General features: G+C 45.2%; 21 protein-coding genes. 4 read left to right on the top strand and 17 right to left on the bottom strand.

Annotated elements, in window-relative coordinates; genetic code table 11:
- Positions 1 to 126: 126 nt before the first annotated feature.
- Together H3H32_RS33750 and H3H32_RS33745 are read right to left on the bottom strand one after the other, a co-directional pair.
- Positions 127 to 873 carry an SDR family oxidoreductase gene (locus tag H3H32_RS33750; RefSeq protein WP_182460100.1) on the bottom strand — a complete coding sequence of 249 codons (747 nt, stop codon included), beginning with the start codon at positions 871 to 873 and terminating at the stop codon, positions 127 to 129.
- Positions 874 to 1,029: 156 nt separating this feature from the next.
- Positions 1,030 to 1,779, bottom strand: a complete 750-nt coding sequence (locus H3H32_RS33745; RefSeq protein ID WP_182460099.1) for an SDR family NAD(P)-dependent oxidoreductase — start codon at positions 1,777 to 1,779, stop codon at positions 1,030 to 1,032.
- Positions 1,780 to 1,967: 188 nt separating this feature from the next.
- Here H3H32_RS33745 and H3H32_RS33740 point away from each other — a divergent pair, with 188 nt between their 5' ends.
- Positions 1,968 to 2,288 carry a winged helix-turn-helix transcriptional regulator gene (locus H3H32_RS33740; RefSeq protein WP_374191862.1) on the top strand — a complete coding sequence of 107 codons (321 nt, stop codon included), beginning with the start codon at positions 1,968 to 1,970 and terminating at the stop codon, positions 2,286 to 2,288.
- 107 nt (positions 2,289 to 2,395) lie between these two features.
- Here H3H32_RS33740 and H3H32_RS33735 read toward each other — a convergent pair whose 3' ends face one another.
- The 9 genes from H3H32_RS33735 to H3H32_RS33695 all read right to left on the bottom strand — a co-directional run bounded on the left by H3H32_RS33735 (position 2,396) and on the right by H3H32_RS33695 (position 11,259).
- Positions 2,396 to 3,709 carry an amidohydrolase family protein gene (locus tag H3H32_RS33735; protein ID WP_182460098.1) on the bottom strand — a complete coding sequence of 438 codons (1,314 nt, stop codon included), beginning with the start codon at positions 3,707 to 3,709 and terminating at the stop codon, positions 2,396 to 2,398.
- Positions 3,710 to 3,786: 77 nt separating this feature from the next.
- Positions 3,787 to 4,716, bottom strand: coding sequence for an AraC family transcriptional regulator (locus H3H32_RS33730; protein ID WP_182460097.1), 930 nt, complete (start codon positions 4,714 to 4,716; stop codon positions 3,787 to 3,789).
- A gap of 26 nt (positions 4,717 to 4,742) precedes the next feature.
- On the bottom strand, positions 4,743 to 5,639 hold the full coding sequence (locus tag H3H32_RS33725; RefSeq protein WP_182460096.1) for a helix-turn-helix domain-containing protein: 897 nt from the start codon (positions 5,637 to 5,639) through the stop codon (positions 4,743 to 4,745).
- A gap of 31 nt (positions 5,640 to 5,670) precedes the next feature.
- A complete protein-coding gene (locus H3H32_RS33720) occupies positions 5,671 to 6,573 on the bottom strand; it encodes a helix-turn-helix domain-containing protein (protein WP_182460095.1) in 903 nt (300 codons plus the stop codon).
- Positions 6,574 to 6,598: 25 nt separating this feature from the next.
- Positions 6,599 to 7,402: an SDR family oxidoreductase gene (locus H3H32_RS33715; RefSeq protein ID WP_182460094.1), complete on the bottom strand. Its 804-nt coding sequence runs from the start codon at positions 7,400 to 7,402 to the stop codon at positions 6,599 to 6,601.
- A 144-nt stretch (positions 7,403 to 7,546) separates the two neighbouring features.
- Positions 7,547 to 8,467: a helix-turn-helix domain-containing protein gene (locus H3H32_RS33710; RefSeq protein WP_182460093.1), complete on the bottom strand. Its 921-nt coding sequence runs from the start codon at positions 8,465 to 8,467 to the stop codon at positions 7,547 to 7,549.
- A gap of 75 nt (positions 8,468 to 8,542) precedes the next feature.
- Positions 8,543 to 9,547: an aldo/keto reductase gene (locus H3H32_RS33705; RefSeq protein ID WP_182460092.1), complete on the bottom strand. Its 1,005-nt coding sequence runs from the start codon at positions 9,545 to 9,547 to the stop codon at positions 8,543 to 8,545.
- Positions 9,548 to 9,582: 35 nt separating this feature from the next.
- A complete protein-coding gene (locus H3H32_RS33700) occupies positions 9,583 to 10,446 on the bottom strand; it encodes an SDR family oxidoreductase (protein ID WP_182460091.1) in 864 nt (287 codons plus the stop codon).
- Between the two features lie 345 nt (positions 10,447 to 10,791).
- Positions 10,792 to 11,259, bottom strand: coding sequence for a response regulator (locus tag H3H32_RS33695; RefSeq protein ID WP_182460090.1), 468 nt, complete (start codon positions 11,257 to 11,259; stop codon positions 10,792 to 10,794).
- A gap of 312 nt (positions 11,260 to 11,571) precedes the next feature.
- On the opposite strand from H3H32_RS33695, the gene H3H32_RS33690 reads away from it, so the two are divergent.
- From H3H32_RS33690 to H3H32_RS33680, 3 genes are all read left to right on the top strand, one after another.
- On the top strand, positions 11,572 to 12,009 hold the full coding sequence (locus tag H3H32_RS33690; RefSeq protein WP_182460089.1) for a response regulator: 438 nt from the start codon (positions 11,572 to 11,574) through the stop codon (positions 12,007 to 12,009).
- Positions 12,010 to 12,077: 68 nt separating this feature from the next.
- Positions 12,078 to 12,512 (top strand): response regulator, encoded by a 435-nt coding sequence (locus H3H32_RS33685; RefSeq protein WP_182460088.1) that lies wholly within the window; start codon positions 12,078 to 12,080, stop codon positions 12,510 to 12,512.
- Positions 12,513 to 12,650: 138 nt separating this feature from the next.
- Entirely contained in the window at positions 12,651 to 13,256 is a 606-nt protein-coding gene (locus H3H32_RS33680; protein WP_182460087.1) for a DDE-type integrase/transposase/recombinase, read from the top strand.
- A gap of 304 nt (positions 13,257 to 13,560) precedes the next feature.
- On the opposite strand, the gene H3H32_RS33675 is transcribed toward H3H32_RS33680, so the two are convergent.
- The 6 genes from H3H32_RS33675 to H3H32_RS33650 form a co-directional block, all read right to left on the bottom strand.
- A complete protein-coding gene (locus H3H32_RS33675; RefSeq protein ID WP_182460086.1) occupies positions 13,561 to 14,481 on the bottom strand; it encodes a helix-turn-helix domain-containing protein in 921 nt (306 codons plus the stop codon).
- An 18-nt stretch (positions 14,482 to 14,499) separates the two neighbouring features.
- Positions 14,500 to 15,300, bottom strand: a complete 801-nt coding sequence (locus tag H3H32_RS33670; protein WP_182460085.1) for an SDR family oxidoreductase — start codon at positions 15,298 to 15,300, stop codon at positions 14,500 to 14,502.
- Between the two features lie 333 nt (positions 15,301 to 15,633).
- Positions 15,634 to 16,194 (bottom strand): 7TM-DISM domain-containing protein, encoded by a 561-nt coding sequence (locus H3H32_RS33665; protein ID WP_182460084.1) that lies wholly within the window; start codon positions 16,192 to 16,194, stop codon positions 15,634 to 15,636.
- A gap of 223 nt (positions 16,195 to 16,417) precedes the next feature.
- Positions 16,418 to 17,320, bottom strand: coding sequence for an NAD-dependent epimerase/dehydratase family protein (locus tag H3H32_RS33660; RefSeq protein ID WP_182460083.1), 903 nt, complete (start codon positions 17,318 to 17,320; stop codon positions 16,418 to 16,420).
- Positions 17,321 to 17,840: 520 nt separating this feature from the next.
- Complete coding sequence (gene purB, locus H3H32_RS33655) at positions 17,841 to 19,181, bottom strand: adenylosuccinate lyase (RefSeq protein WP_182460082.1); 1,341 nt, start codon at positions 19,179 to 19,181, stop codon at positions 17,841 to 17,843.
- Positions 19,182 to 19,264: 83 nt separating this feature from the next.
- Positions 19,265 to 20,695 (bottom strand): DUF1207 domain-containing protein, encoded by a 1,431-nt coding sequence (locus H3H32_RS33650; RefSeq protein ID WP_182460081.1) that lies wholly within the window; start codon positions 20,693 to 20,695, stop codon positions 19,265 to 19,267.
- Positions 20,696 to 20,713 lie beyond the last annotated feature (18 nt).

The raw sequence follows: 20,713 nt of genomic DNA, 5'->3' as shown, positions 1-20,713 counted from the left end.
ATGCCCGTATGAGGAGTGTACTTTTTGAGAAGGCTGTTCCCTCGCAGGGTATGTAAAGCCCATATTTGGTTAAAGAAGTCCGTTGAAAAAGAAGGGTTGGCCGTTTCACGTTTGTGCGTTGTACTATTACCAAGCCTGATCTGTCGGTAAAATAAATAGTTCGGCTACATCGACATGGTCAGGGGCCTCCAATGCATAGACCATGCTGTTGGCTATGTTATCAGGCGTAAGAAATGTCATTTGATTCCTGCTTTCCTGCATACTCGCCTGATATTTTTCGTCCGTAGTGTGTTGTTGTAATTCAGTAGCCACTGCGCCGGGTTGTATGCTTGTTACCCTGATGTTGTATTTGGCGGAAATTTCCATTCTGAGTACATCCGAGAACGCCGATACCGCATGCTTGGTAGCGCAATAAACCGCTAGTCCCGGAAAGAGCTTTCTGCCAGCAATAGAAGAGACGTTGATAATATGACCTGATTTCTGCTGCATTAAAAAGGGAAGCGCAGCGGCAGTCGTATTTAGAACCCCTTTTATATTTACATCGATCATCCTATCCCACTCATCTGTTTTTAGACTGTCAATGTCTGCGACCTGCATCAATCCAGCATTGTTTATCAAGATGTCGATCCTTCCAAAGGAAGCTATCAATTTTTCAACTCCTTTCTGTGCCGAGTTCTTATCAGTAACATCCATTTCCAGGATCACTCCTGTACCCCCGTTTTGCTCAATTTCCTGTACTAGATTCTGAAGGCGGTCTATCCTTCTGGCAGCGATTCCTACGTTAACGCCTTTGCCCGCCAGTGCTTTCACCACGGCTTCCCCTATGCCACTTGAGGCCCCTGTAACAAGGGCTACTTTGTCCTTTAATTTCATACTGACAGGTATTTTTTTGCAACAAAAGTATTGGCAGGAAGCCAGGGGGGCCTTGATGATTAGAAACCGATGATTGTATAATTCAAACAGATGGCGTACATTTTTAATGGAGGACGCCATCTGTTTGATTGCTAATTCGGCTCGGATTTATCGGCTTTACAGAAGACCTCCTGAAGCCGCTATCAGTTCACCTGTGATCCAGTAACTAGTGTCGGACGCCAGGAAAACCGCTACCCTGCCAATATCGGAGGGAAGTCCACCACGCCCTAATGGCGTTGCAGCCACAAGTTGTTTTGCCCATTCGGCAGCATTTTCACCCATGCTCCGTGCGCCCTCGGTGTCCACATAACCCGGCAAAATAGCATTCACACGAATCTTCATGCTACCAAGCTCCTGGGCCGTAACTTTGGTGATTTCGTTTAGTGCCGCTTTGGTAGCTGCATAAAGGGATGCGCCATGGACTGTTTTGCGGGTAGCGAGTGAGCTAATATTGATAATACTTCCTCCGGATTCACACATATACTGCACCGCTTCCTGAATGGTAAGCAGTGAACCAAGAACATTAACGTCGAACAGACTCCGGTATGCTTCTTCCGTTACATCACTGATTAACGGATAGGTATATATGCCAGCATTATTAACTAGAATATCTATTCTTCCAAACCGATCAATAGCAGTTTGAAACATTGTTTTTACCTGTTGTTTCTGTGAAACGTCTGCCTGAACGATTATCGCTTCCGTAGCGGTCTCGTTCTGAATTCGATTCGCAATAGTTTGGGCATCGTCCCGATTTGATGAATAGTTGATGACGAGCTTAGCACCCGCTTTTGCAAGTTCTAATGCAATACCGGCTCCAATACCTTTCGAAGCACCTGTTACCAGAGCCACTTTATCCTTTAATTCCATATCATTCTAATTGATTTTAGCGTAAATCTAAACGGGCCGTTTAGCGGGTACAATCCCCGAAAAGTTATTCATAGAGAATAATTTTTCCCTATAGGCAAGCGGTCGTAATCTCCTTAAATTGCGATACTTTTGGTTATGGCAATTTAAGGAGAAAAATCCCTTTGGATCTGGGATGTGGTTTTGAATTAGTGCGGCATATCATTAATGGGAAATGGAAATTCATGTTGATGTATTGCTTACATGAAGGCATTAATCGGCCAAGTGATATGCAACGTGTTTTGCCCGGAATCAGCCGACGGGTAATAAATATTCAATTGAATCAACTCATCCAGCATCAGTTGATAATGAAAGTAGATTATGAACAAAAGCCACCAAAAGTAGAGTACTTTTTAACTGATCTGGGCAAAAGTTTGCTGCCCCTGATTACTGATTTGGGAGCCTGGGGCGAAACCAATAAGAATTTGTTGCAAACAGCCATCGAAGATACGATCAGCTATGTGGCTTTATAAGCTGGCATCTGCATGCAGGTTATGTTGAATTCGGTAGTAGCTAAGTCTGTCATGCTCTATCATAAATGACGTAGATAAAAGTGACAGCCGGGTGGCATTATATAAGGCTACCTGTTGGAGCCCTCTTTTTTTAGCAAATAAGCAATCGAGTCTTCAGCGAGTTGCTTCAGTTTATGCAAGTCTACACCCGCTAGTTTGCCGTTGGCTTTTACTAACTTTCCGGCTACCATGACCGTATCCACATTACTGCGGTCGGCCGCATGAACCACTGTTCCCACCGCATCATTGGCAGGAAACAGATTAATCGCATTCGTATCGATCAGGATGAGGTCGGCTGATTTGCCGGGCGTAATGCTGCCGGATTCGTTTCCGAAACCAGCTATTTCTGAGCCGTTTAATGTGGCCGCTTCAAGGATTTCATAGGTGGTTGCTGGCCTCGGAGAATTAGTATCTCCATTGTATTTTCTGTTTTGTGCAAATGCCCGCTGGAGTGAGAATGCTACACGCATTTCCGTGAACATATCACCTCCATAAGCGGTTTCAAGATCCGTTCCTAGACCTGGCTTTATGCCCTGGTCGATGGCATGCTGATAGGCGAATACCCCTTCTTCCAGACCGTATTGGGCATCCGAACGTGGATCAACGGTAACCCTGACACCGCAATCGCGTATGATTTCCCAGGCTTCGGTTGTCAGCCCGGTACAATGGTTAAATACATTGTCCGGCCCCAGTGCTTCTTTTTTCTGGAGTTCTTTTAAACTTCCGGATAGCGTTTTGCCCAAAAATTCAGTAATGATCGGAATACCTAATCGACGGGCTACCTCCCAATGATCCGTACTCATATGTGTAAAGATACCCAGGCGTAGAAGGCCTTCCGATGAGAAACGCTCCGTTTGTAAACGTTCCAGTCCCGCTGTCCAGAACGATTGCTCCCATTCGCCACCCAACGGAAAAGCAGGCGCATATAAAGCCCTTATTCCTGACTCTTCCAGTGCATCCACGGCGGCACTGGCATGGGCATAGCTACGGGTGTTATGCGACGCATCGATGATTGTCGTTATGCCGGAATCCAGGGCACTCCAGGCCGTAAGCAGGTTGGCAATGTAGATATCTTCAGGCCTGTAACGGGTTGCCAGCCCCAAATGAATATCATTTACGTAAGTCATTAAATCGCTGACATCCGGCATCAACCTACGCAGGGTTCCCTGCCAGGAGTGACGATGCGCATCGGTAAAACCTGGCAGCAGAATCATGCCCGTAGCATCTATTAATTCGGCATTTTCATGAATGATCTGTGGGGCTACTTCAGCAATCTTACTACCGCGAATCAGTACATCGCCAATAGGCAGATTGTCAATCCGGGTGTCCATGGAAAGGATGTGTGCGCCTTTTATCAAAATTGTTTGCTCTTGTCTGGACATAACTTGTTTGTTTAGAACAAAGCTAGAGCCAACTAAAAAGAGAAGACAGACACTATATACGGATAGGCAAGCACAATCTACGGATTCTGTTTACGAAAGGCCGACGGTGAAATACCCGCTTGCTTCTTATAAAACCTGGCAAAGTAAGATGCATCACTAAAGCCTAACTGATCGGCTATTTGTGCTATGGTTAACTTGGTCTGAACCAGCAGGCCGGTAGCTACCCCCGCTAATTCCTCCTGAATATATTGTCCGACAGACTTCCCCAGTATAGCCCTTACGGTATCATTTAGATGGTTCGGCGTTATATATAACCGCTCTGCCTGTTGCTTGAGCGAGGGTAGGGTAGCTATTTTCCCACTCATGAGATTCGCAAAATCATCCTTACAGTACTGTAAAAAGGATTTGACTATTTCTATTGCTGCACCATTTTTAGGCGTAATCTGATTGTCTCGACCAGCAAACAGGGAGGCTGCCTTTCTTATGAGCACATGCAACTGGCTTCTGATTAACTCCGCATCTGGGTTGCTTCGACAACCGTACTCATGTTCCATATCGTCCAGCAGTAACGTAAAATAGCTTGTTTCGGCTTCAGTTAATGGTATGATGGCATGCCCAGGTATGGCTAATCGTTTGAGCCAGTGTTTATTTTCCAGTCCTTCATTGAAAAAGCCCTCCGAAAATGTGCAACAAAAGCCCTCCTGGAATGGAGTTTGGGCGTGCCAGGACACTAACGTATAGGGTTTTATTAAGCAAAGCGTGTTCGCTTTCAGGTAATAACCGTTTTGGTCAAAATGATAGATGCCTTCTCCCTTTCGAATCAGGCAAAGCATATAGAAATCAAGGATATGGGGCGATACCGCATTTTTGCAGCTTCGGAAATGCTCATCTGTTTTAATGACCGAAAACTGTGGGCTCATGGCAGTAACAGGAGTTGCCGGTAACGTGCCGGAAAAATAAATGCCAGAAAATTTGCTTTTTTGAACGATTGACAGTGCAGCTTTCATGTTTCTCGATGAGTGCCCTATTGGGGTTAATTCCGGTACTCCAGAGGTGTATGATTGGTATGCCTTTTAAAGAAATGGTTGAAATGGGATGGCTCGTCGAAACCCAGGCTAAATCCGATTTCCGATACGTTCCAGTCTGTATGTTTCAATAAGGCTTTTGCCTCGACGATAATACGGTCGTAAATTAGTTCGGATGTGGTTCTTCCCGTTGTCATTTTTACAGCTCTGTTCAGATGATTAACGTGTATCGCCAATCGATTGGCAAAATCTTTTGCGCTTTTCATCGAAAATGGCTGTGCCAGGCTTTCCACAGGAAATTGACGCTCCAGCAACTCCATAAATACGGCTGTTAGCCGGGTATTGGCGTTACTATGAGGGTATAATTTATCGGAAGGCTGTAGCTTCAGGGCTGTGTAGATGATTTCCAGCGTGTAATTCCGGATCAGGTCATATCGGAACCGGAAATCAGATGCATGTTCCCGAACCATTTTTTCGAAGATTATGCCTATCTCACTGCTCATTGTCTTATCCAGACTATAGGCTGGACTTCCTCCAATCTGATACATCGGGAGTTCCCGCAGACTGGCTCGTAGAAACTGACTCAAAAAACTTTCCCTGAAAATGCAGAAATAGCCGCCAGATTCCTCACTGATGGGTTCAAAAGTATAGGGAATAGCAGGGTTGGAAAAAATCAGCGTATCGCCGGAGACTTCCAGGGTTTTATCCGCATAATGGAAAAGATGGTGGCCCCGTATCAGGGTGATCTTGTAAAAATTTCGTCGGGCAAATCGAGGAGGCTGCTTATCCTGCGCCATGTTATCTTTTTTAAAGACATGGAATTGACCGGTATTCTCACCCGCTACGTCAAGCGTTTTAAGGGCCCTTTGTTCGTAAAATTCTTCTATTGTTTCGCTGACGGCCATGATTTGAGACTATCTATTTCCAAAAGGACTTTTAATTCAGATTGCGAAAGTCTTTAGGCGATTTTCCTGTTTTACTTTTAAAGAGTTTGGTAAAATGAGAGGGATAGTTAAAGCCAAGATCATAGGCTATACTACTGATTGACTTATCGGTGCTCCAAAGGAGCAGTTTTGCCCTCTCAACCAGTTTTAAATGGATATGTTCCTGCGTAGTCTTTCCGGTATATTTATTCAGAACATCCGACAAATAGTAGGGCGATAGGTTCAGATGAGCAGAAAAATAGGTTACGTCCGGCAATCCGATTTCGGTTAATGACTCATGAGTAAAGTAGTTGTTGAGTAAATCCTCAAATTGTTGAATAATGTCCTGGTTGACGTTGGCCCTCGTCAAAAATTGTCTGTCATAAAATCGGTCGCAATAATTCAGTAACAGTTCAATATTGGTCACGATAAGTGTTTGGGTATGCTTGTCGATTGGCCGCGTATATTCCAGCTCAATATGTCGGAGACAGGCTTCCAGCACTTCTTTTTCAGCATCTGAGAGATGCAATGCTTCCGTCGATGCATAGTTGAAAAACGAATACTCGTTTATTTTTTTGCCCAACCCGGTGCGGGCTAATACATCGGGATGAAAAAACAAACCCCACCCTTTTTCCGGTGTGGGATCGGCACTGGGTGCCACTACCTGATAGGGAGCGGTAAACAGCAACGTAGCTTCATCAAAATCGTAATACGATCGGCCATAGGGTAAAGCCCCTTTGAGTGTCTTGAAATAAACACAATAAAAATGCAGCCGGTATAGACTGGCCCCCGACGCCACTTGTTTTTTCGTTTTAGACAGGTCGATAATGCTCACCAGCGGGTGCTTTGGCTTTTCATAACCATAGAACTGGTGTAGTTCGTTGATGGATCGTATATCGATGATCGTTCGCTCCATAGCTGAGAGAGTATACGTATTGACACTAGCCGCGCATCGTTTTCAGGTACTGTTCTTCGCTGCTCTTTGCCTTTAAATCAATATAAAACCGGGCATCCTCACCGACCACATACCGCAGCTTCAGTTTGCCGTCTGTGGCGGCTTCGTATATCGTTTCGGCTACCTCCTGCGCACTTGCTTTGGGCAAATGTTCGGTTCGTTTGGTATAGCGGGGAATGAACGTAGCCAGTTCGGCCTGATAGTCGGTAATCTCATTCTGAATCATCTCCATGCCGTTTCTGAAATTGGTTGCTACGCTCCCCGGCTCGATGAGTTTGACGGCAATATTGAGGAAAGCAAGCTCGTGCGACAAGGCCTCGGAAAACCCTTCTACGGCAAATTTCGAGCTGTTGTATAGGCTGGCAAACGGTCCGGCAGTAATGCCGCCAAAGGAAGAAATATTGATGATAACCCCCTGTCTATGTTGGCGCATCACCGGCAAAACAGCCCGTGTAACCTGCATGAGGCCAAATACATTGACCGCATACTGCTGTTGAATCTGGCTGTTCGTGGCCGATTCAAAAACGCCCATTACCCCATATCCTGCGTTGTTTATCAAAACATCGATGGTCTTAAAGGTGTCGATACCTTTTTGTACCGCCCGGTCGATGCTTTGCTGGTCGGTTACATCTACTGATACCAACACTACGTTATCCAGTTGAGCCAGCTCGTTCTCTTTTTCGGGCGCGCGCATCGTCGCCAGTACATTCCATCCGTTGCGTTGAAATAATTTTGCGGTTTCCTTTCCAAAACCTGACGATGCGCCAGTAATGAACACAGTCTTTGCCATAGGTTGTATTATATAGTCCATGCAAAGCTCGTCTCATTAATCGTTTCGCCTTTATAGGTTTTCAGGAATGGCTTATACATTTTAAGGTAAATGGGGGCGTCAGTTGCCGCAGGCGTGTCGGAATAAACGATCGCTTCGGCTCCCTTAGTTAGAGCGAAATCCCTGCTTGAATGCTACCGGAGTGAGGTTTGTCTTCTTTTTAAACAGGCGATTTAAGGATTGAGGGCGTTCAAAGCCTATCAGGTACGCCACCTCGGAAATGGATAAATTGGTCGTGGAAAGTAATTCCTTTGCTTTCTCAATGATTTTATCCTGAATGTGTCCCTGAGCGCTTTTTCCGGTCGCGATACGGAGCATATCGCTCAGGTAATTAGGCGAAATATGCAATGCTTCGGCAATATGCTGAACCGTTGGTAAGCCTTCCCGGAGTGCCATCTCATCTGAAAAATAAGCGTTCAATAACTTCTCTACTCTAGCCAGCAACTCGTGATTGGCAGGCTTTCTGGTTATAAACTGGCGATTGTAAAACCGTTGGCTATAATGCAATAGCAACTCGATATGGGTGATCATGACATCCTGGCTCAGGGTATCTATGGGGTTTTGGTATTCGGTTTCGATCTGGCCCATGATCGTCTCGACCAAAAGTTGCTCTTCATCCGATAAATGCAGGGCCTCATTCAGTTCGTAGGAAAAAAAACCGTACTGCCTGATTTTGGCCGCCAGTACGTGTCCAGCAAAAAAGTCAGGGTGAAACATCAGGCAGAACCCTTCCTCCGGAATATTGTCTCCACCGGTATGAGCCAGTAATTGACCCGGCCCAACAAAAGACATCATCCCTTCGTCGAAATCATAAAAACTCTGTCCGTAGCGAACCTTACCCTTGAAATTCTTTTTGATGGCAATACTGTAAAATTGGGGGCAGAAATAATCCAGTAATTTATCATCCCTTCGGGTAATCTGGTCATACCGATACACAACGATCAACGGATGCCGGGGCTTGGGTAAACCCAGTAACTGATTAAGCTCTGTTACTGATTTTACGACAAAAGGAATTTTATTCTTCATGGCAAGTACTTCGTCGAAGTTGACCGTGAATACAAGAATACAACTATCCCTATTCCTGTATTCACGGTTACTGGATTATTCTTCATCTTTAGGCGTTGCCTTCGCATCGCTGCGGGAACCAGCCTGCCGATGCCCCAAAGGGAGAATCGATTCTAATTTAGCGATTTCTTCCGCTGTCAGGGTAATATTAGCGGCTGCCAAATTTTCCTCCACGTACTTAACTTTTCTGGTACCCGGAATGGGAACGTGTCCTTTGGCGACAATCCAGGCTAAGGCTAACTGGGAGGCCGTTACCTGTTTTTGTTCGGCTATCCCTCGCAGTGCTTTAACCAGTTCAAGATTTTTATAAAAGTTTTCGCCCTGAAATCGTTCTAAATGTCGGCGCGCATCGTTTGCGTCAAAATCATCCGGGCTTTTCAATTCGCCCGTTAAAAAGCCGCGACCCAGTGGCGAATAAGGAACGAGACCAATGCCTAATTCTGTCAGTACATAGGTCGTGCCATCATCATCGAGCGTGCGTTCAAATAAGGAATATTCCGTTTCAATGGCCGTAAGCGGGTGAACGGCGTGGGCTCTGCGAATCAGCTCGGCCGATACTTCCGATAAACCAAGATAGCGTACCTTGCCTTCCTTGACCAGGGCGGCCATTGCCTCCATCGATTCCTCAATCGGCGTTGCCGGATCTGGGCGGTGCATATAATACAGATCAATGAAGTCGGTGCCCAGGCTTTTCAGCGACCGTTCTGCGGCTTGTTTGATGTAGTCCTTTTTGCCATTTACTTTTCCGGTGAACTCCCCCTGATCATTGATTTCAAAACCGAATTTGGTCGCGATAACCACTTTATCGCGTCGACCTTTTATCGCTTTCGCCAGTAGGCGCTCATTCTGTAAAGGCCCATAGGCGTCCGCCGTATCTAAAAAATTACAGCCCAATTCCAGGGCCCGGTCAATTACCGCTAGCCCATCCTTTTCGTCTGATTTGCCATAAATGTACTGGGTATCGCTGCCGGCCAGACTCATACAGCCCAAGCCGATAACAGGCACCTGAAGCCCCTGATTACCAAGTTTTGTCGTTTTCATGTTTACTTGTTTTTACGCCAATCGTTTGAATGTTCTTACTTTTCTAAATACACCCTGCGCAGATAGTCCTTCATCGATGTTGGCGGACGAAGGAGATAGCGCGCTATATCCGTATGATTCGTATTGAATTCATTTCTACGTATTGATTCAGCCATATCCGCCAGGTAGGTAGCCAGCCATTCCGGTTGGCCCTTTTTCAGCAGATAGGCTAAAAATGCGCTTCGGTCCGGGCTCACATAAGGAAGCGGTTTTCCCGTCAACTCACTCAATATTTCCGTTATCTCCTGAAACGTATAGGCTTTCGAGCCCGCCAGCGTTATGATTTGATTTTCAGGAACATTGCTGAGCAGAATAGTTGCCGTTGCCTCTGCGATGTCGGTGCGGGTAAGGAAGGGAACCTGCCCCGTTCCGGCCGGAAAGCAGATACCTTCAGGCAGTACGTCATTGCCGATAAACAGGGGCAATAAGTCAGCATACAGGTTGTTATTGAGAATCGTGTAGCTAATCCCAGATTCCTTTAAGTAATCGATGGTTTGGGCATGCGGTATGGAAAGAAAGGGCACAGCACTATGCCACAAATCCGTCATATCGAAACCCGTGTAATAGATTCGCTTTACACCGGCTGCTTTAGCTGCGTCAATTGCCTGTTTATGATGCAGGAAGCGATCGGTATCGTGATTGGAGGATATGAGTAAAAGCTTTTCTACGTCGGCAAACCCATTTACCATAGCCTGGTAATGGGTATAGTCGCCCTGGCGTACGTCAATACCCATGTTTATAAACTCGTCTGCTTTCCGGATATCCCGAACCATAACCGCAAAGCGTCTGTCCGTTCGTTTGTGCAGTGCGTCGACGGTTGCTTTTCCTAAGTGTCCGGTTGCCCCTGTGATCAGTATCATATCGTCTTGTTTGCAGTGGCAAAAGTAGACGGGGGATCAGGCCCGGAATTCACTGGATTACTGAAATGTGTAGCTCAATCAACGAAAGTCTCCCGATGACCCAGTTTCTTGAACTGACTCAGCGGGAGACTTTCGTTCAGCTTTATATAAGGCTGACTTTTGGTATGATTTAAGTATAATTGGGTAAATCTAAAAAAACGGACCGCAGTGGCCGGTACGCTGGATCAGGACCATCAAAGGTGTTTAGAGCCGGTTCACACGGCTGATCTACCTTAATAAGTTCTGCTTTTATTTAACTACCACTGAAGGGTTCTACTCTGAACCGCTTACCCCTACCCGCTTTTACTATCCATGCAGAAGTTCTTGCTGCCTTTCGAAATACGTTTGCGGGAGTGTAGCGGTTTCGTACCAAAACAAGCGAAGATCGAGCATAAATTGTTTCCAATCCGGGAACGAAAATGGCTTGGTAAAGTAGGCAGCCGCTCCCAATTGATAGGCGTCTTTGACGTGCCGAGCGCTTTGCGACAACACAATCGCCGGCAGCAGTTTCCCTAACGGATGAGCTTTAAGCAGTTGCAGGAAATCTAATCCAGTTTGACCACCAGCTAGAAAAACATCCAATAGAAGCAAGCGAGGTCCTTTTCCCTCCAAATTATACAAATAAACGACTGCTTCTTCAAAGGTGGAGATAGCAATAATATCAGCCTCTGGAAAGCAAGCTCTGGTTGCGCGTTGAATAATATCAATAATGGCCAGATCATCTTCCACCAGCAGGATGGGAAATCTAGGCCCACTGGTTGGATTTAAAGACATCAGGACAGTGGTGTTTATCAAAAGTAACCAGTTTCAGCGAAAACTGTTAAGTTGAACTCCCTGCGCCATTAGGAGAATCAATGGGTTAACGACTTTGTCAAAAGACAAACGGCGATAAAAATGCCTGTGTTTCATTGAGCTAAATCCAATAGCCTGGTACATACGTATTTATACGCATTTATCTGTTTTTAACCAACACATTCGCGATCCGTAGAGAATAATGGCCTCATGTTATTTAGCTTAAAAGGAAAACACTAACCATGAACAAAAAGTATACTCACGTTAGTAGCCCGATGAAATTCACTCAGTTAAATGAAAAACACGTTTAATGTTTTGATCGTCGACGATGATGAGGATGATCAATTTTTACTAAAGACCGCGTTTGAGCAGGATTCCCCCCTTTTCAATCTTCGATTTGCCAATGATGGTACGGATGTCTTAGAAAATATTGATCGTACAGACTTCCTTCCTGACTTGGTTCTATTAGATCTCAATATGCCCCGGATCGGTGGTTTTGAGGTGCTTTCTCATCTAAAAAACTCTCCACACTATCGCCACGTACCCATCTTGATTTTAACGACGTCCGACAACGAGGAGGACATTAACCGATCCTATGAATTAGGAGCGAATACGTTCCTGATCAAACCGACGCAACATCAAGGATTAGTCGAACTAGCCGAACAGATTCGTCTATACTGGTTTAGGTTAGCTAAAATTCCAACCCGCCGGACCAATCAACGCGGGACGTAGGATGGTTCAACCGAAATCAATTCAAAACAATCGGGCTACTTACTAACCAACTTTCTTTATCTCAACGTATGCAGTCAGCACAATCTAGTCAGTACTTCGCTATTTTAGTGGTGGATGATGAACCGCCCATTTATGAACTTCTGGTTAGAGCTTCGGAAAAGGAGTTTCCCGAAGCTCGGTTTACCAATACTCGATCCGTTCAAGAAACGGTTACGTATCTGGATAGGCAATCCGATCAATCTCCTCAACTCATTCTTTTAGACATCGACCTGCGTGAATCAGCCGATGGGTTAAGCTTATTGCCTGAATTACGGGCGCGTTTCAAAGGTCGAGTGCCAATCATCATGCTGAGTTACCTGGATGAAGAAGATAAAATTGAACAAGCCTATGAACTGGGCGCTGTGGCTTATACGCAAAAACCAGAGGACATGCAGGGCTGGCATGAGTATGTAATCATGTTACGTCGGTATTGGCGTGATTCAGCTCGTCTGCCGAAAATATAACTCGTTGAGCGTTTTGTAGTTGATTTATTTTCGCACTTCCTTGACTAGTCCGAAAGGTGGATTGTGTCACATCATATACCCCATTAAAGAAGCGTATGCTACTGATTTCTGTGTACAGTACATTAGTAAGCCAATGGTTTGCTACTAATTAAGAAACGGTTAAGAATTAAAACGACCGATTCTGATCATGACTTAGAGAAGTATCCCAACCAAGTTAAAGAGCTCAAACCCGAAAGGCCAAATCAGCTCTGGGTAAGCGATCTAAGTTATATTCGAGTGGGAGTTGGCTTTGCCTATTTATCGGTGATTATGGATGCCTACTCACGTAAAATTGTTGGCTGGTCGTTTCACAAAACGTTAGAAGCCAAAAGGCCCGTAGCGGCTCTGGAGATGGCCTTAAAAACGCGTAGCCAAACCGATGAACCGCTTATTCACCACCGCACGGGCGACCCCGTCGGATCGGGCCAGACGGCCAGTGCCGTGTTCAATATTGCTCGGGAGTCTATGTGGATCGATTGCGCCAAGCGAGGATTACCATTAGTACGACTGAGTCAAGTCAGGCGACCCAAACGAAAATGCTTTAGCAGAACGGGCTTTTCGGACTTTAAAGGAGGAGTTTCATCTAGGGGGATCCCTACTTTTAACATGGCTGAAACGGCTATCGAGCAGGCTATTGTTGCCTACAATTCGTTACGGCTACATGGGTCTTTAGGCTATAAAACCGCACCGGCGGCCCGGGCCTAATCGGGCTCACCAAAGTCAAGGCCATCAGTCACTAAAAGGGTACCCTTATAAAAAAGTTCGGTACGGAAATGTGCAATATGAGGCTGATTGTCAACCTTGTTCCCTTTTGTAAATCTATTCCAGTGCTTTTCCAATTTAGATTCTATAGTTTCTGAAGATTCTATAAATTCTGATAATCAGGCGTCTGGTATCAAAAGAATCTAGTAGAATCAAAAAAAACTATTTTGGAAGAGCACTAGTAGCATACGCTCTCGTTTTTTTTTAGATTTACCCATAATTCTATAATAGGCTATTCTGAAAAAAGTCAATTCTTATGAAACTGATGCTTAAATGCAATGGGCGTTAAATTTGTCTTTCGTCTAAACAGTTTACTAAACGACTGTGGGTAGTCAAATCCTAACCGATAGGCGATTTCGCCCACTGTCATATTTGTTCCAGTCAGGTATTCCTTTGCTTTTTCAATCATTTTTTCATGAATGTACTGCTGTGCATTTTGCCCGATAAGGGCGCGGAGCATATCGCTCAGGTAACGGGGGGATACATTAATATGAAAAGCCAAATAATCGACAGTTGGCAGGCCGGTTGTTAAACCTTGTTCGCTACCGAAATATTCATCCAGCAGTTTTTCTATTCGGTACAACAGATCGTGATTGACCGTTTTGCGTGTAATGAACTGCCTTCCGTAAAAACGATTACTATAATTGAGTAGGGTCTCAATCAGCGAAACAACAATGTCCTGGCTAAAATCATCAAGACTGTGCTGTAGTTCATCGTTTATATTTTTGAAAACCGTCAATAGGGTATTCTTTTCCTTGTCTGAAAGATGCAAAGCCTCATTACTTTCATACGAAAAGAAGCCAAATTGTTTTATGCGCCTGCCCAGGGGGTAATTCCGGATATAATCAGGATGAAAAAGCAGGGAGATGCCAAAATAGTCGTGATCGCCATCGGTCGAAATCAATTGTCCAGGCGCGGTGAATACCATTGTCCCATCGTCGAAGTCGTAGTAATGCTGGCCATAGCCTGTTCTCCCTTTCAGCTTTTTCTTGTACGAAATGGTGTAGAAATCAAACATGAACGACTGGGGCAGCGTAGCTTTATTCACGATAGCCAGCGTATTATCGAACAGACTTACCAGGGGATGTAAGGGCCCTGGTAAATCCATTAATTGGTGCAATTCGACCGGTGAACTGATTTTAAGGGGGGTATTCGATGGATGTTTCATATAACCACATCAGCCAGGTTAATTCCCTAAAAAAGCGGATTCCATAAAGCGTCTGAACCCTTCATCACCGAGTTGCAGGCGCTGGTTATAAAGGGCCCTGGCCTCCTCTCCTATCAAATAACGCAATTGATCTTTCCCATCGGTGGCGGCTTCATAAACAACTTCGGCTATTGTTTCGGCCGGGGCAAAGGTAACCTGATCGACGTTCGAGAAAAAGCGATTAAACAGCTCGTCGTAGGCAGGATGATAGGCTTTATCGTACGATCGACCAATAAAATCAGTCTGGATAGCCCCTGGTTCTATCACTTTGATCCCAACATTAATGCTTTTCAGTTCATAAGCCATACTTTCACTCCATCCTTCCAGCCCCCATTTGGTGGCATGGTATAACGATGAAAACGGAAAGCCAACCAACCCGCCCACTGAGGTTGTCGTAATAAAAAGCCCGCTGCCTTTCTCCCTGAAATAGGGAATAAATGCCTGCGTAACCCGGATGACGCCTAACAGATTGGTATTAATCTGACGGGTCAACTGTTCTTCCGAAGTGGCCTCCAACGGGCCTGACAGGCCATACCCGGCATTGTTAAAAACGACATCTATATTGCCAGTCGCAATGGCCTTACTGACGGTTTTCTTAATCTGCTCAGTGTCAGTGACGTCCAGCGGTAAAATCGTTACGTTATCCAGCTGACTCAATTCAACTGCCTGCTCAGGCTTACGCATAGTTGCTATGACGTGCCAGCCTTTTTGTTGAAATAAGGTAGCGGTGGCCTTCCCTAAACCCGACGAGGCTCCGGTGATGAAAATTGTTTTGCTCATTTGCTTATTCGTTTATAGAGCAAAATTGGTCGGAACGTTTCAGGAAGATGTGGCCATATTGAGTTTAGTTGTGTTCAAAATGACACACCCATCAGGTAGCCTTTGCTTTACCTTATGTGGGCGAAATCCCAAACTGCTTTTCAAAGACATAAACAGCATTTCCTCGCGTTTCAGGTCAGAAAAGGTATTGTTTACTTAGCCCCTTCCGCTTGTAACCCATTGATCACGAAAGGTATATTTGAAATTGATAGCCAATAAAGAACGTTCACTAAAACGTCAGTTTAAATGCTCTGTAAGAAATCATAAAACTCCTGCTTGCTGGTAAACTTCAATTTAGCATTGATGTTTGTTGTTCAGACCCAGCCACGACGGAAAGCTGACGGCATCGAAGAAATAAGTATAATTCAGCTGTCCTAACAGAACGGGAAATAAATAAACACCAAAATAAACGAGCAGCCGGTGCTTGAAAATCAGCCCGAGTGCCAATACCGTAAACATAAAAAAGAACGCACTCGATAGCGCAAACAGCCGGGTGAGTTCTTCCTGGTCATGCTTAATGATAAACTGGCGTTGAGTCGACACTGTAATGGCTAATTCATGGATACCCGTCGTGCGTCGACTACGTAAGAATAGCCCTGCACGATCGTGTGGGAGCAGCGTGAACGGCAAGGCAAACGCTCGGATCGGAATAGCTCGCTGCTCGAGTGGTACCCGACGAAACAATTTTCCCAGATGGGTCAATTTACGGGGGTGGCCAGCTAGCACAAACGCGTCCAGGGTATCACAGCGGTTATGATCCAGATCGACCATCAGTTGTCGGCGCTGATTAGATGGATTCACGAGTGGCAAATAGACCCAGGCTTCCGGATACCGGTAAGCGGGCCCGATTAGCACGCTTTGTGAACTAGTGCTGTTCCAATTTAGATTCTATAGATTCTCGGGGCCGCCCGCGCGGTTGTCTCTATCGTTTCTGATTATCAGCACAATAGAATCGATAGAGACAAAAGAATCTATTTTGCCAAAGCACTAGTATTGAGTAACCAACTGGAACCTAAACCGAATCTGTTAGCTCGCCCATTTCCTTTGGTCAATCTTAGCTGAGATGTTGGTTGCTTTATTACTCCCAGGTCACATACTTCTGCCAGTTATGTTGTTCCTTAAAGCCCAGCACTTCCCGAATTTTTCGGTTTGAAAACAAAGCTTCATACTTCCCCAATTCGCGCGTAAGGGGTACACCAGGGAAGAACTTTTTAGACAGTTCTAGGCTAGGAAGAATAGCTCCATTGTGATCATTACCTGCATTGAAAATCTGATATCCAAGACCCTCTTTTTGCAAACATAAATCCACAATCTGGCCCAAGTCTCGCGCATCAATGTAGCAAAAGGCATTCCGACGTCGCACTTCAGGATGAGTCAAGTAAAAGGGAAACAGTTCGGTGTATTCGTGCGGTTCAATCACATTACCGATCCGAAGGGCGTACACATCAAAGCCCGAACGGCGCTGGAAGCTGCGGGCCGTTTGTTCATTGACTACCTTTGATAAGCCGTAGCTATCCATGGGATCAACGTCATAATCCTCTTCCAACGGCAACGATTTTGGGTTGGTTTGACCATCGGAAAAACAAATCCCATAGGTAGTCTCTGAAGAGGCAATAATAATCTTTCGAATACCCAGTTTGACAGCTGCTTCAATCACATTATAGGTGCCAATGGTGTTAACCCGAAACGTTTCATTATCTGGTTTAAGTAAAATTCGGGGCACGGCTGCAAAATGGACGACGGCATCAAATTTGGGTACGCCCGTACCTGGCTCTAATTCATCTAAGCTGGCATAAGAACTTAGGGCATTAAACATTTGTCCAGAATCCGTAATATCAGCGACGATATTATTTACTCCTGGATGATCCAAGGGCATCAGGTCTACATTCAACACGGTGTGGCCTTGGTCGATCAGGTAGGGAATGACATGCTTTCCAGCTTTCCCCGATCCACCAGTAAAAAATATGCGTTTTTTAGTCATGTATTCTGCTGATTAATCTATGATTTTTTTGCTTAAAAATTGATCTTGTTTACCCCACTTATAACAGGTCAATTTAAACATTATTCGTTATTCGTTCATTGAGTAATCGTGGGTGTGGCGCTGAGCAAGCTCTTTGTTTGATCGTTAATATTAACGTGAATAATGGATGATTTACGAATAGAATTATACTAATTTTTTGTCATCCCGACGCCAGGAGGGATCTTCGGTAAATAATCAGTTGCCGAAGATCCCTCCTGGCGTCGAGATGACAAAAAACGATATTATAAATAACTGATAATCAGTCAATAATTTCAGATTTCATCCATTATTCACGTTAATATTAGGTATTGGTAGCTGGCGGCTATAGACTTATAGATGGGGGCAATTGCCCGATTTCTGGTCATAGCAGACCAGTATAGATTTCAGAATGAAGCGATTATAGTTTGTTTATAATGTAAATAGCCGTGCTGCTTGTTAGCAGCACGGCTATTTATATAGACCTTACGTTACTCTACATCAATTATATTCCCGTATAGGTAAACGGCGTAATAGCGCGTAGCTCGCCCTTAACTGCTTCCGATACATCTAAACCCTCAATAAATTCGCGAATGGTATCCGCTGTAATTTTCTGATTAGTTCGCGTGAGGGCTTTTAGGGCTTCGTATGGCTGTGGGTAGCCTTCGCGACGGAGAATCGTTTGAATTCCTTCGGCTACGACAGCCCAGTTGTCTTCCAGATCAGCATTGAGAGCATCCTGATTCAACTCTAGCTTGTTCAAACCTTTCAGGAGTGATTTGAGCGCAATAACTGAGTGAGCAAACGGAACACCAATGCTCCGTAATACCGTCGAATCAGTCAGATCGCGCTGAAGCCGGGAAACGGGGAGTTTAGCCGATAAATGCTCGAAAATGGCATTAGCGATACCCAGATTTCCTTCCGAATTCTCAAAATCAATCGGGTTGACTTTATGTGGCATGGCCGACGATCCGACTTCACCCTCTTTTAGGCGCTGCTTGAAGTAATTCATGGACACATAAGTCCAGACGTCACGATCGAGGTCAATCAGGATTGTATTCAGCCGTTTAAAGGCATCCATCGTGGCCGCCAGCATGTCGTAATGCTCAATCTGGGTCGTAAACTGGCTACGAACCATGCCAAGACCTTCGACAAACCGATCGCCAAATTTCTTCCAGTCTTCGTTTGGGTAAGCCACCGCATGCGCATTGAAGTTGCCCGTTGCCCCACCAAATTTAGCCGCCGTCGGAATTGCGGCCAGAATTTGTAATTGCTTCTCAATCCGCTCAACAAAAACGGAAAGCTCTTTTCCTAATCGCGTTGGCGACGCGGGCTGTCCATGTGTGCGAGCCAGCATTGGTACGCCCTTCCACTGATTGGCCAGCTCCTGTAATCGCATAAATATCTGCCGGTAAAGCGGGACAATTTCGGTGTCGAGCGCTTCACTTAGCAACAGCGGAATAGCCGTGTTGTTGATATCCTGCGAGGTTAAGCCAAAGTGAACGAATTCCAGATACGGTTCAACAGACGATCCTTTCAGTTTTTCTTTGATAAAATACTCAACCGCCTTGACGTCGTGGTTGGTCGTTTTTTCAATTTCTTTGATACGAAGTGCGTCTTCTTCTGAAAACGTTTCGTATAGGGTCCTCAAGACAGAAAACTGTGCAGAATCGACGTCGGCAAGTTGTGGTATAGGCCATTCGCAGAGCGCGATAAAATATTCGATCTCAATACGAACCCGGTAATGAATCAAACCAAGTTCCGAAAAATAAGGAGCTAAAGCCTCAACCTGAGACCGATAGCGACCGTCAACGGGCGAAATAGCCGTTAATGCAGACAAAGACATATATATGATGTATAATGTAGTATGTATGATGTGTTATATATGATATGTAATTCTCTCATACATCATATATAATACATTCTATATCAAAATGGGCTCAGGTAGAGGCCAACGCCTATCCAAGAGGTTTGTTGTTGCTCATACTGGCTGTATGGACGGAAACCAGAATATCCTTCCAACAGAAACGTCAGATTGTTTTGCGTGCGTCCTAACTCAATACCTATCCCACCATGGATACCAGGCCGGAAATCGGTTTGCTGCCAGAATTTAATATCGGCACCACCTACCAATCGGGCGGCATGCGTAGATGGCTTTTTATAAAATGCCCCAAGCTGTGCACTAAACAGTTTACGCTCCTCTGTTTTTCGCAGCACAATTCCAGCTCCACCATACAATCGCCAGTCGCTTACAGTACGGCTATAGGTAAAGTCCAGTTGTTCGTAGTTAACCGAATTGGGTGAGGGAGCTGTCAGTTTGTTCCGATAGATGTAATCGTCGCCTAAATGCGATGATATGTGATAGACCCGAATTCGGTAATTGTGCTCTCCCCGGCGGATATTATAAATAATACTGATTTTATAATCGGTATTCATAATTTGCCGACGTGCCTTATCCATCACGTCATCGTGATAAGCCTCGAATTGGGTGAATGAGGCCAAATCCAGCACCCACTCTTCAGCCCGACCAGGTTCGGTAGTCCGGCGATAAAAGGGTTTTGCAAAGCCAAAAGCGAATGGAACTATGCTCCCCTTATACTTCTGACCTTCGGTCCAGTATCCGGGTAAAATACTTCCATACGTTTGGGCCTCCAGCGGGTCCAATATAATCGGGTCGAATAAATGTCCTTTGGGCAGAAACTCCCGCTTGGGCCGTACAGCCGTTGGTTCTACGCTACTCGTCGCAGAATCGGTTTGCACGGCAACAGGCTTTTTCTCTCGTTTTGGACGTTCGACCTTTGCAGGCTCCACTACTGCTGGTGCCACAGTCGGAGTATCAGTAAATGGCGAAGCAGGTGCCGTTTTAGCCGCTTTATCGGCCTTTCTTTGAGCTTCCTTTGCTTCTTTCGCAGCCTGTTTATCCGCTTTTTGTTGCGCCTTTTTAGCCTCTTTAGCCGCTTGTTCTTCCTTAGCTCGTATTTCTTTCTCAGTAGGCCCTACAACTACCGGTGTTGTTGGCTGGCTAACTGATGGTTGCACAGTTTGCGCTGGAGCAGGTGGTGGTGCTACAATTGGTTTCGACTGAGGGGCTGGTGTCTCTTTGGCAGGCAGTTCTTTTCCTGCTTTTTTAGCTTGTCGTTGGCGCTCCTTCTCGGCTTGTTTAGCTTCGTATTCACGTTGCTTTTGCAACCATTCTGCTCGAATTTGCCGTTCTCGTTGAATTTCTCGGTCTATTTTTTCTTTCTGCTTCTGCTCAGCGGGTGTTAATACACGAGCAGGTGGAGCAGTTGGCGTTTGTTGAGCAGAAGCCCAGGTCACCGCCAAAAAACTTAACAAAAGAACCGGTAACGTTTTTTTCATAGAGAAAAGAAGGATTTA

The sequence above is a fragment of the Spirosoma foliorum genome (assembly GCF_014117325.1).
Classification (GTDB): Bacteria; Bacteroidota; Bacteroidia; order Cytophagales; family Spirosomataceae; genus Spirosoma; species Spirosoma foliorum.
This window is presented reverse-complemented; position numbering and strand designations above follow the sequence as displayed.

Coding starts and splice junctions, on each gene's coding strand:
- H3H32_RS33750 (WP_182460100.1), bottom strand. CDS start 873: ATGAAATTAAAGGACAAAGTAGCCCTTGTTACAGGGGCCTCAAGTGGC.
- H3H32_RS33745 (WP_182460099.1), bottom strand. CDS start 1,779: ATGGAATTAAAGGATAAAGTGGCTCTGGTAACAGGTGCTTCGAAAGGT.
- H3H32_RS33735 (WP_182460098.1), bottom strand. CDS start 3,709: ATGTCCAGACAAGAGCAAACAATTTTGATAAAAGGCGCACACATCCTT.
- H3H32_RS33730 (WP_182460097.1), bottom strand. CDS start 4,716: ATGAAAGCTGCACTGTCAATCGTTCAAAAAAGCAAATTTTCTGGCATT.
- H3H32_RS33725 (WP_182460096.1), bottom strand. CDS start 5,639: ATGGCCGTCAGCGAAACAATAGAAGAATTTTACGAACAAAGGGCCCTT.
- H3H32_RS33720 (WP_182460095.1), bottom strand. CDS start 6,573: ATGGAGCGAACGATCATCGATATACGATCCATCAACGAACTACACCAG.
- H3H32_RS33715 (WP_182460094.1), bottom strand. CDS start 7,402: ATGGCAAAGACTGTGTTCATTACTGGCGCATCGTCAGGTTTTGGAAAG.
- H3H32_RS33710 (WP_182460093.1), bottom strand. CDS start 8,467: ATGAAGAATAAAATTCCTTTTGTCGTAAAATCAGTAACAGAGCTTAAT.
- H3H32_RS33705 (WP_182460092.1), bottom strand. CDS start 9,547: ATGAAAACGACAAAACTTGGTAATCAGGGGCTTCAGGTGCCTGTTATC.
- H3H32_RS33700 (WP_182460091.1), bottom strand. CDS start 10,446: ATGATACTGATCACAGGGGCAACCGGACACTTAGGAAAAGCAACCGTC.
- H3H32_RS33695 (WP_182460090.1), bottom strand. CDS start 11,259: ATGTCTTTAAATCCAACCAGTGGGCCTAGATTTCCCATCCTGCTGGTG.
- H3H32_RS33690 (WP_182460089.1), top strand. CDS start 11,572: ATGAAAAACACGTTTAATGTTTTGATCGTCGACGATGATGAGGATGAT.
- H3H32_RS33685 (WP_182460088.1), top strand. CDS start 12,078: ATGCAGTCAGCACAATCTAGTCAGTACTTCGCTATTTTAGTGGTGGAT.
- H3H32_RS33675 (WP_182460086.1), bottom strand. CDS start 14,481: ATGAAACATCCATCGAATACCCCCCTTAAAATCAGTTCACCGGTCGAA.
- H3H32_RS33670 (WP_182460085.1), bottom strand. CDS start 15,300: ATGAGCAAAACAATTTTCATCACCGGAGCCTCGTCGGGTTTAGGGAAG.
- H3H32_RS33660 (WP_182460083.1), bottom strand. CDS start 17,320: ATGACTAAAAAACGCATATTTTTTACTGGTGGATCGGGGAAAGCTGGA.
- purB (WP_182460082.1), bottom strand. CDS start 19,181: ATGTCTTTGTCTGCATTAACGGCTATTTCGCCCGTTGACGGTCGCTAT.
- H3H32_RS33650 (WP_182460081.1), bottom strand. CDS start 20,695: ATGAAAAAAACGTTACCGGTTCTTTTGTTAAGTTTTTTGGCGGTGACC.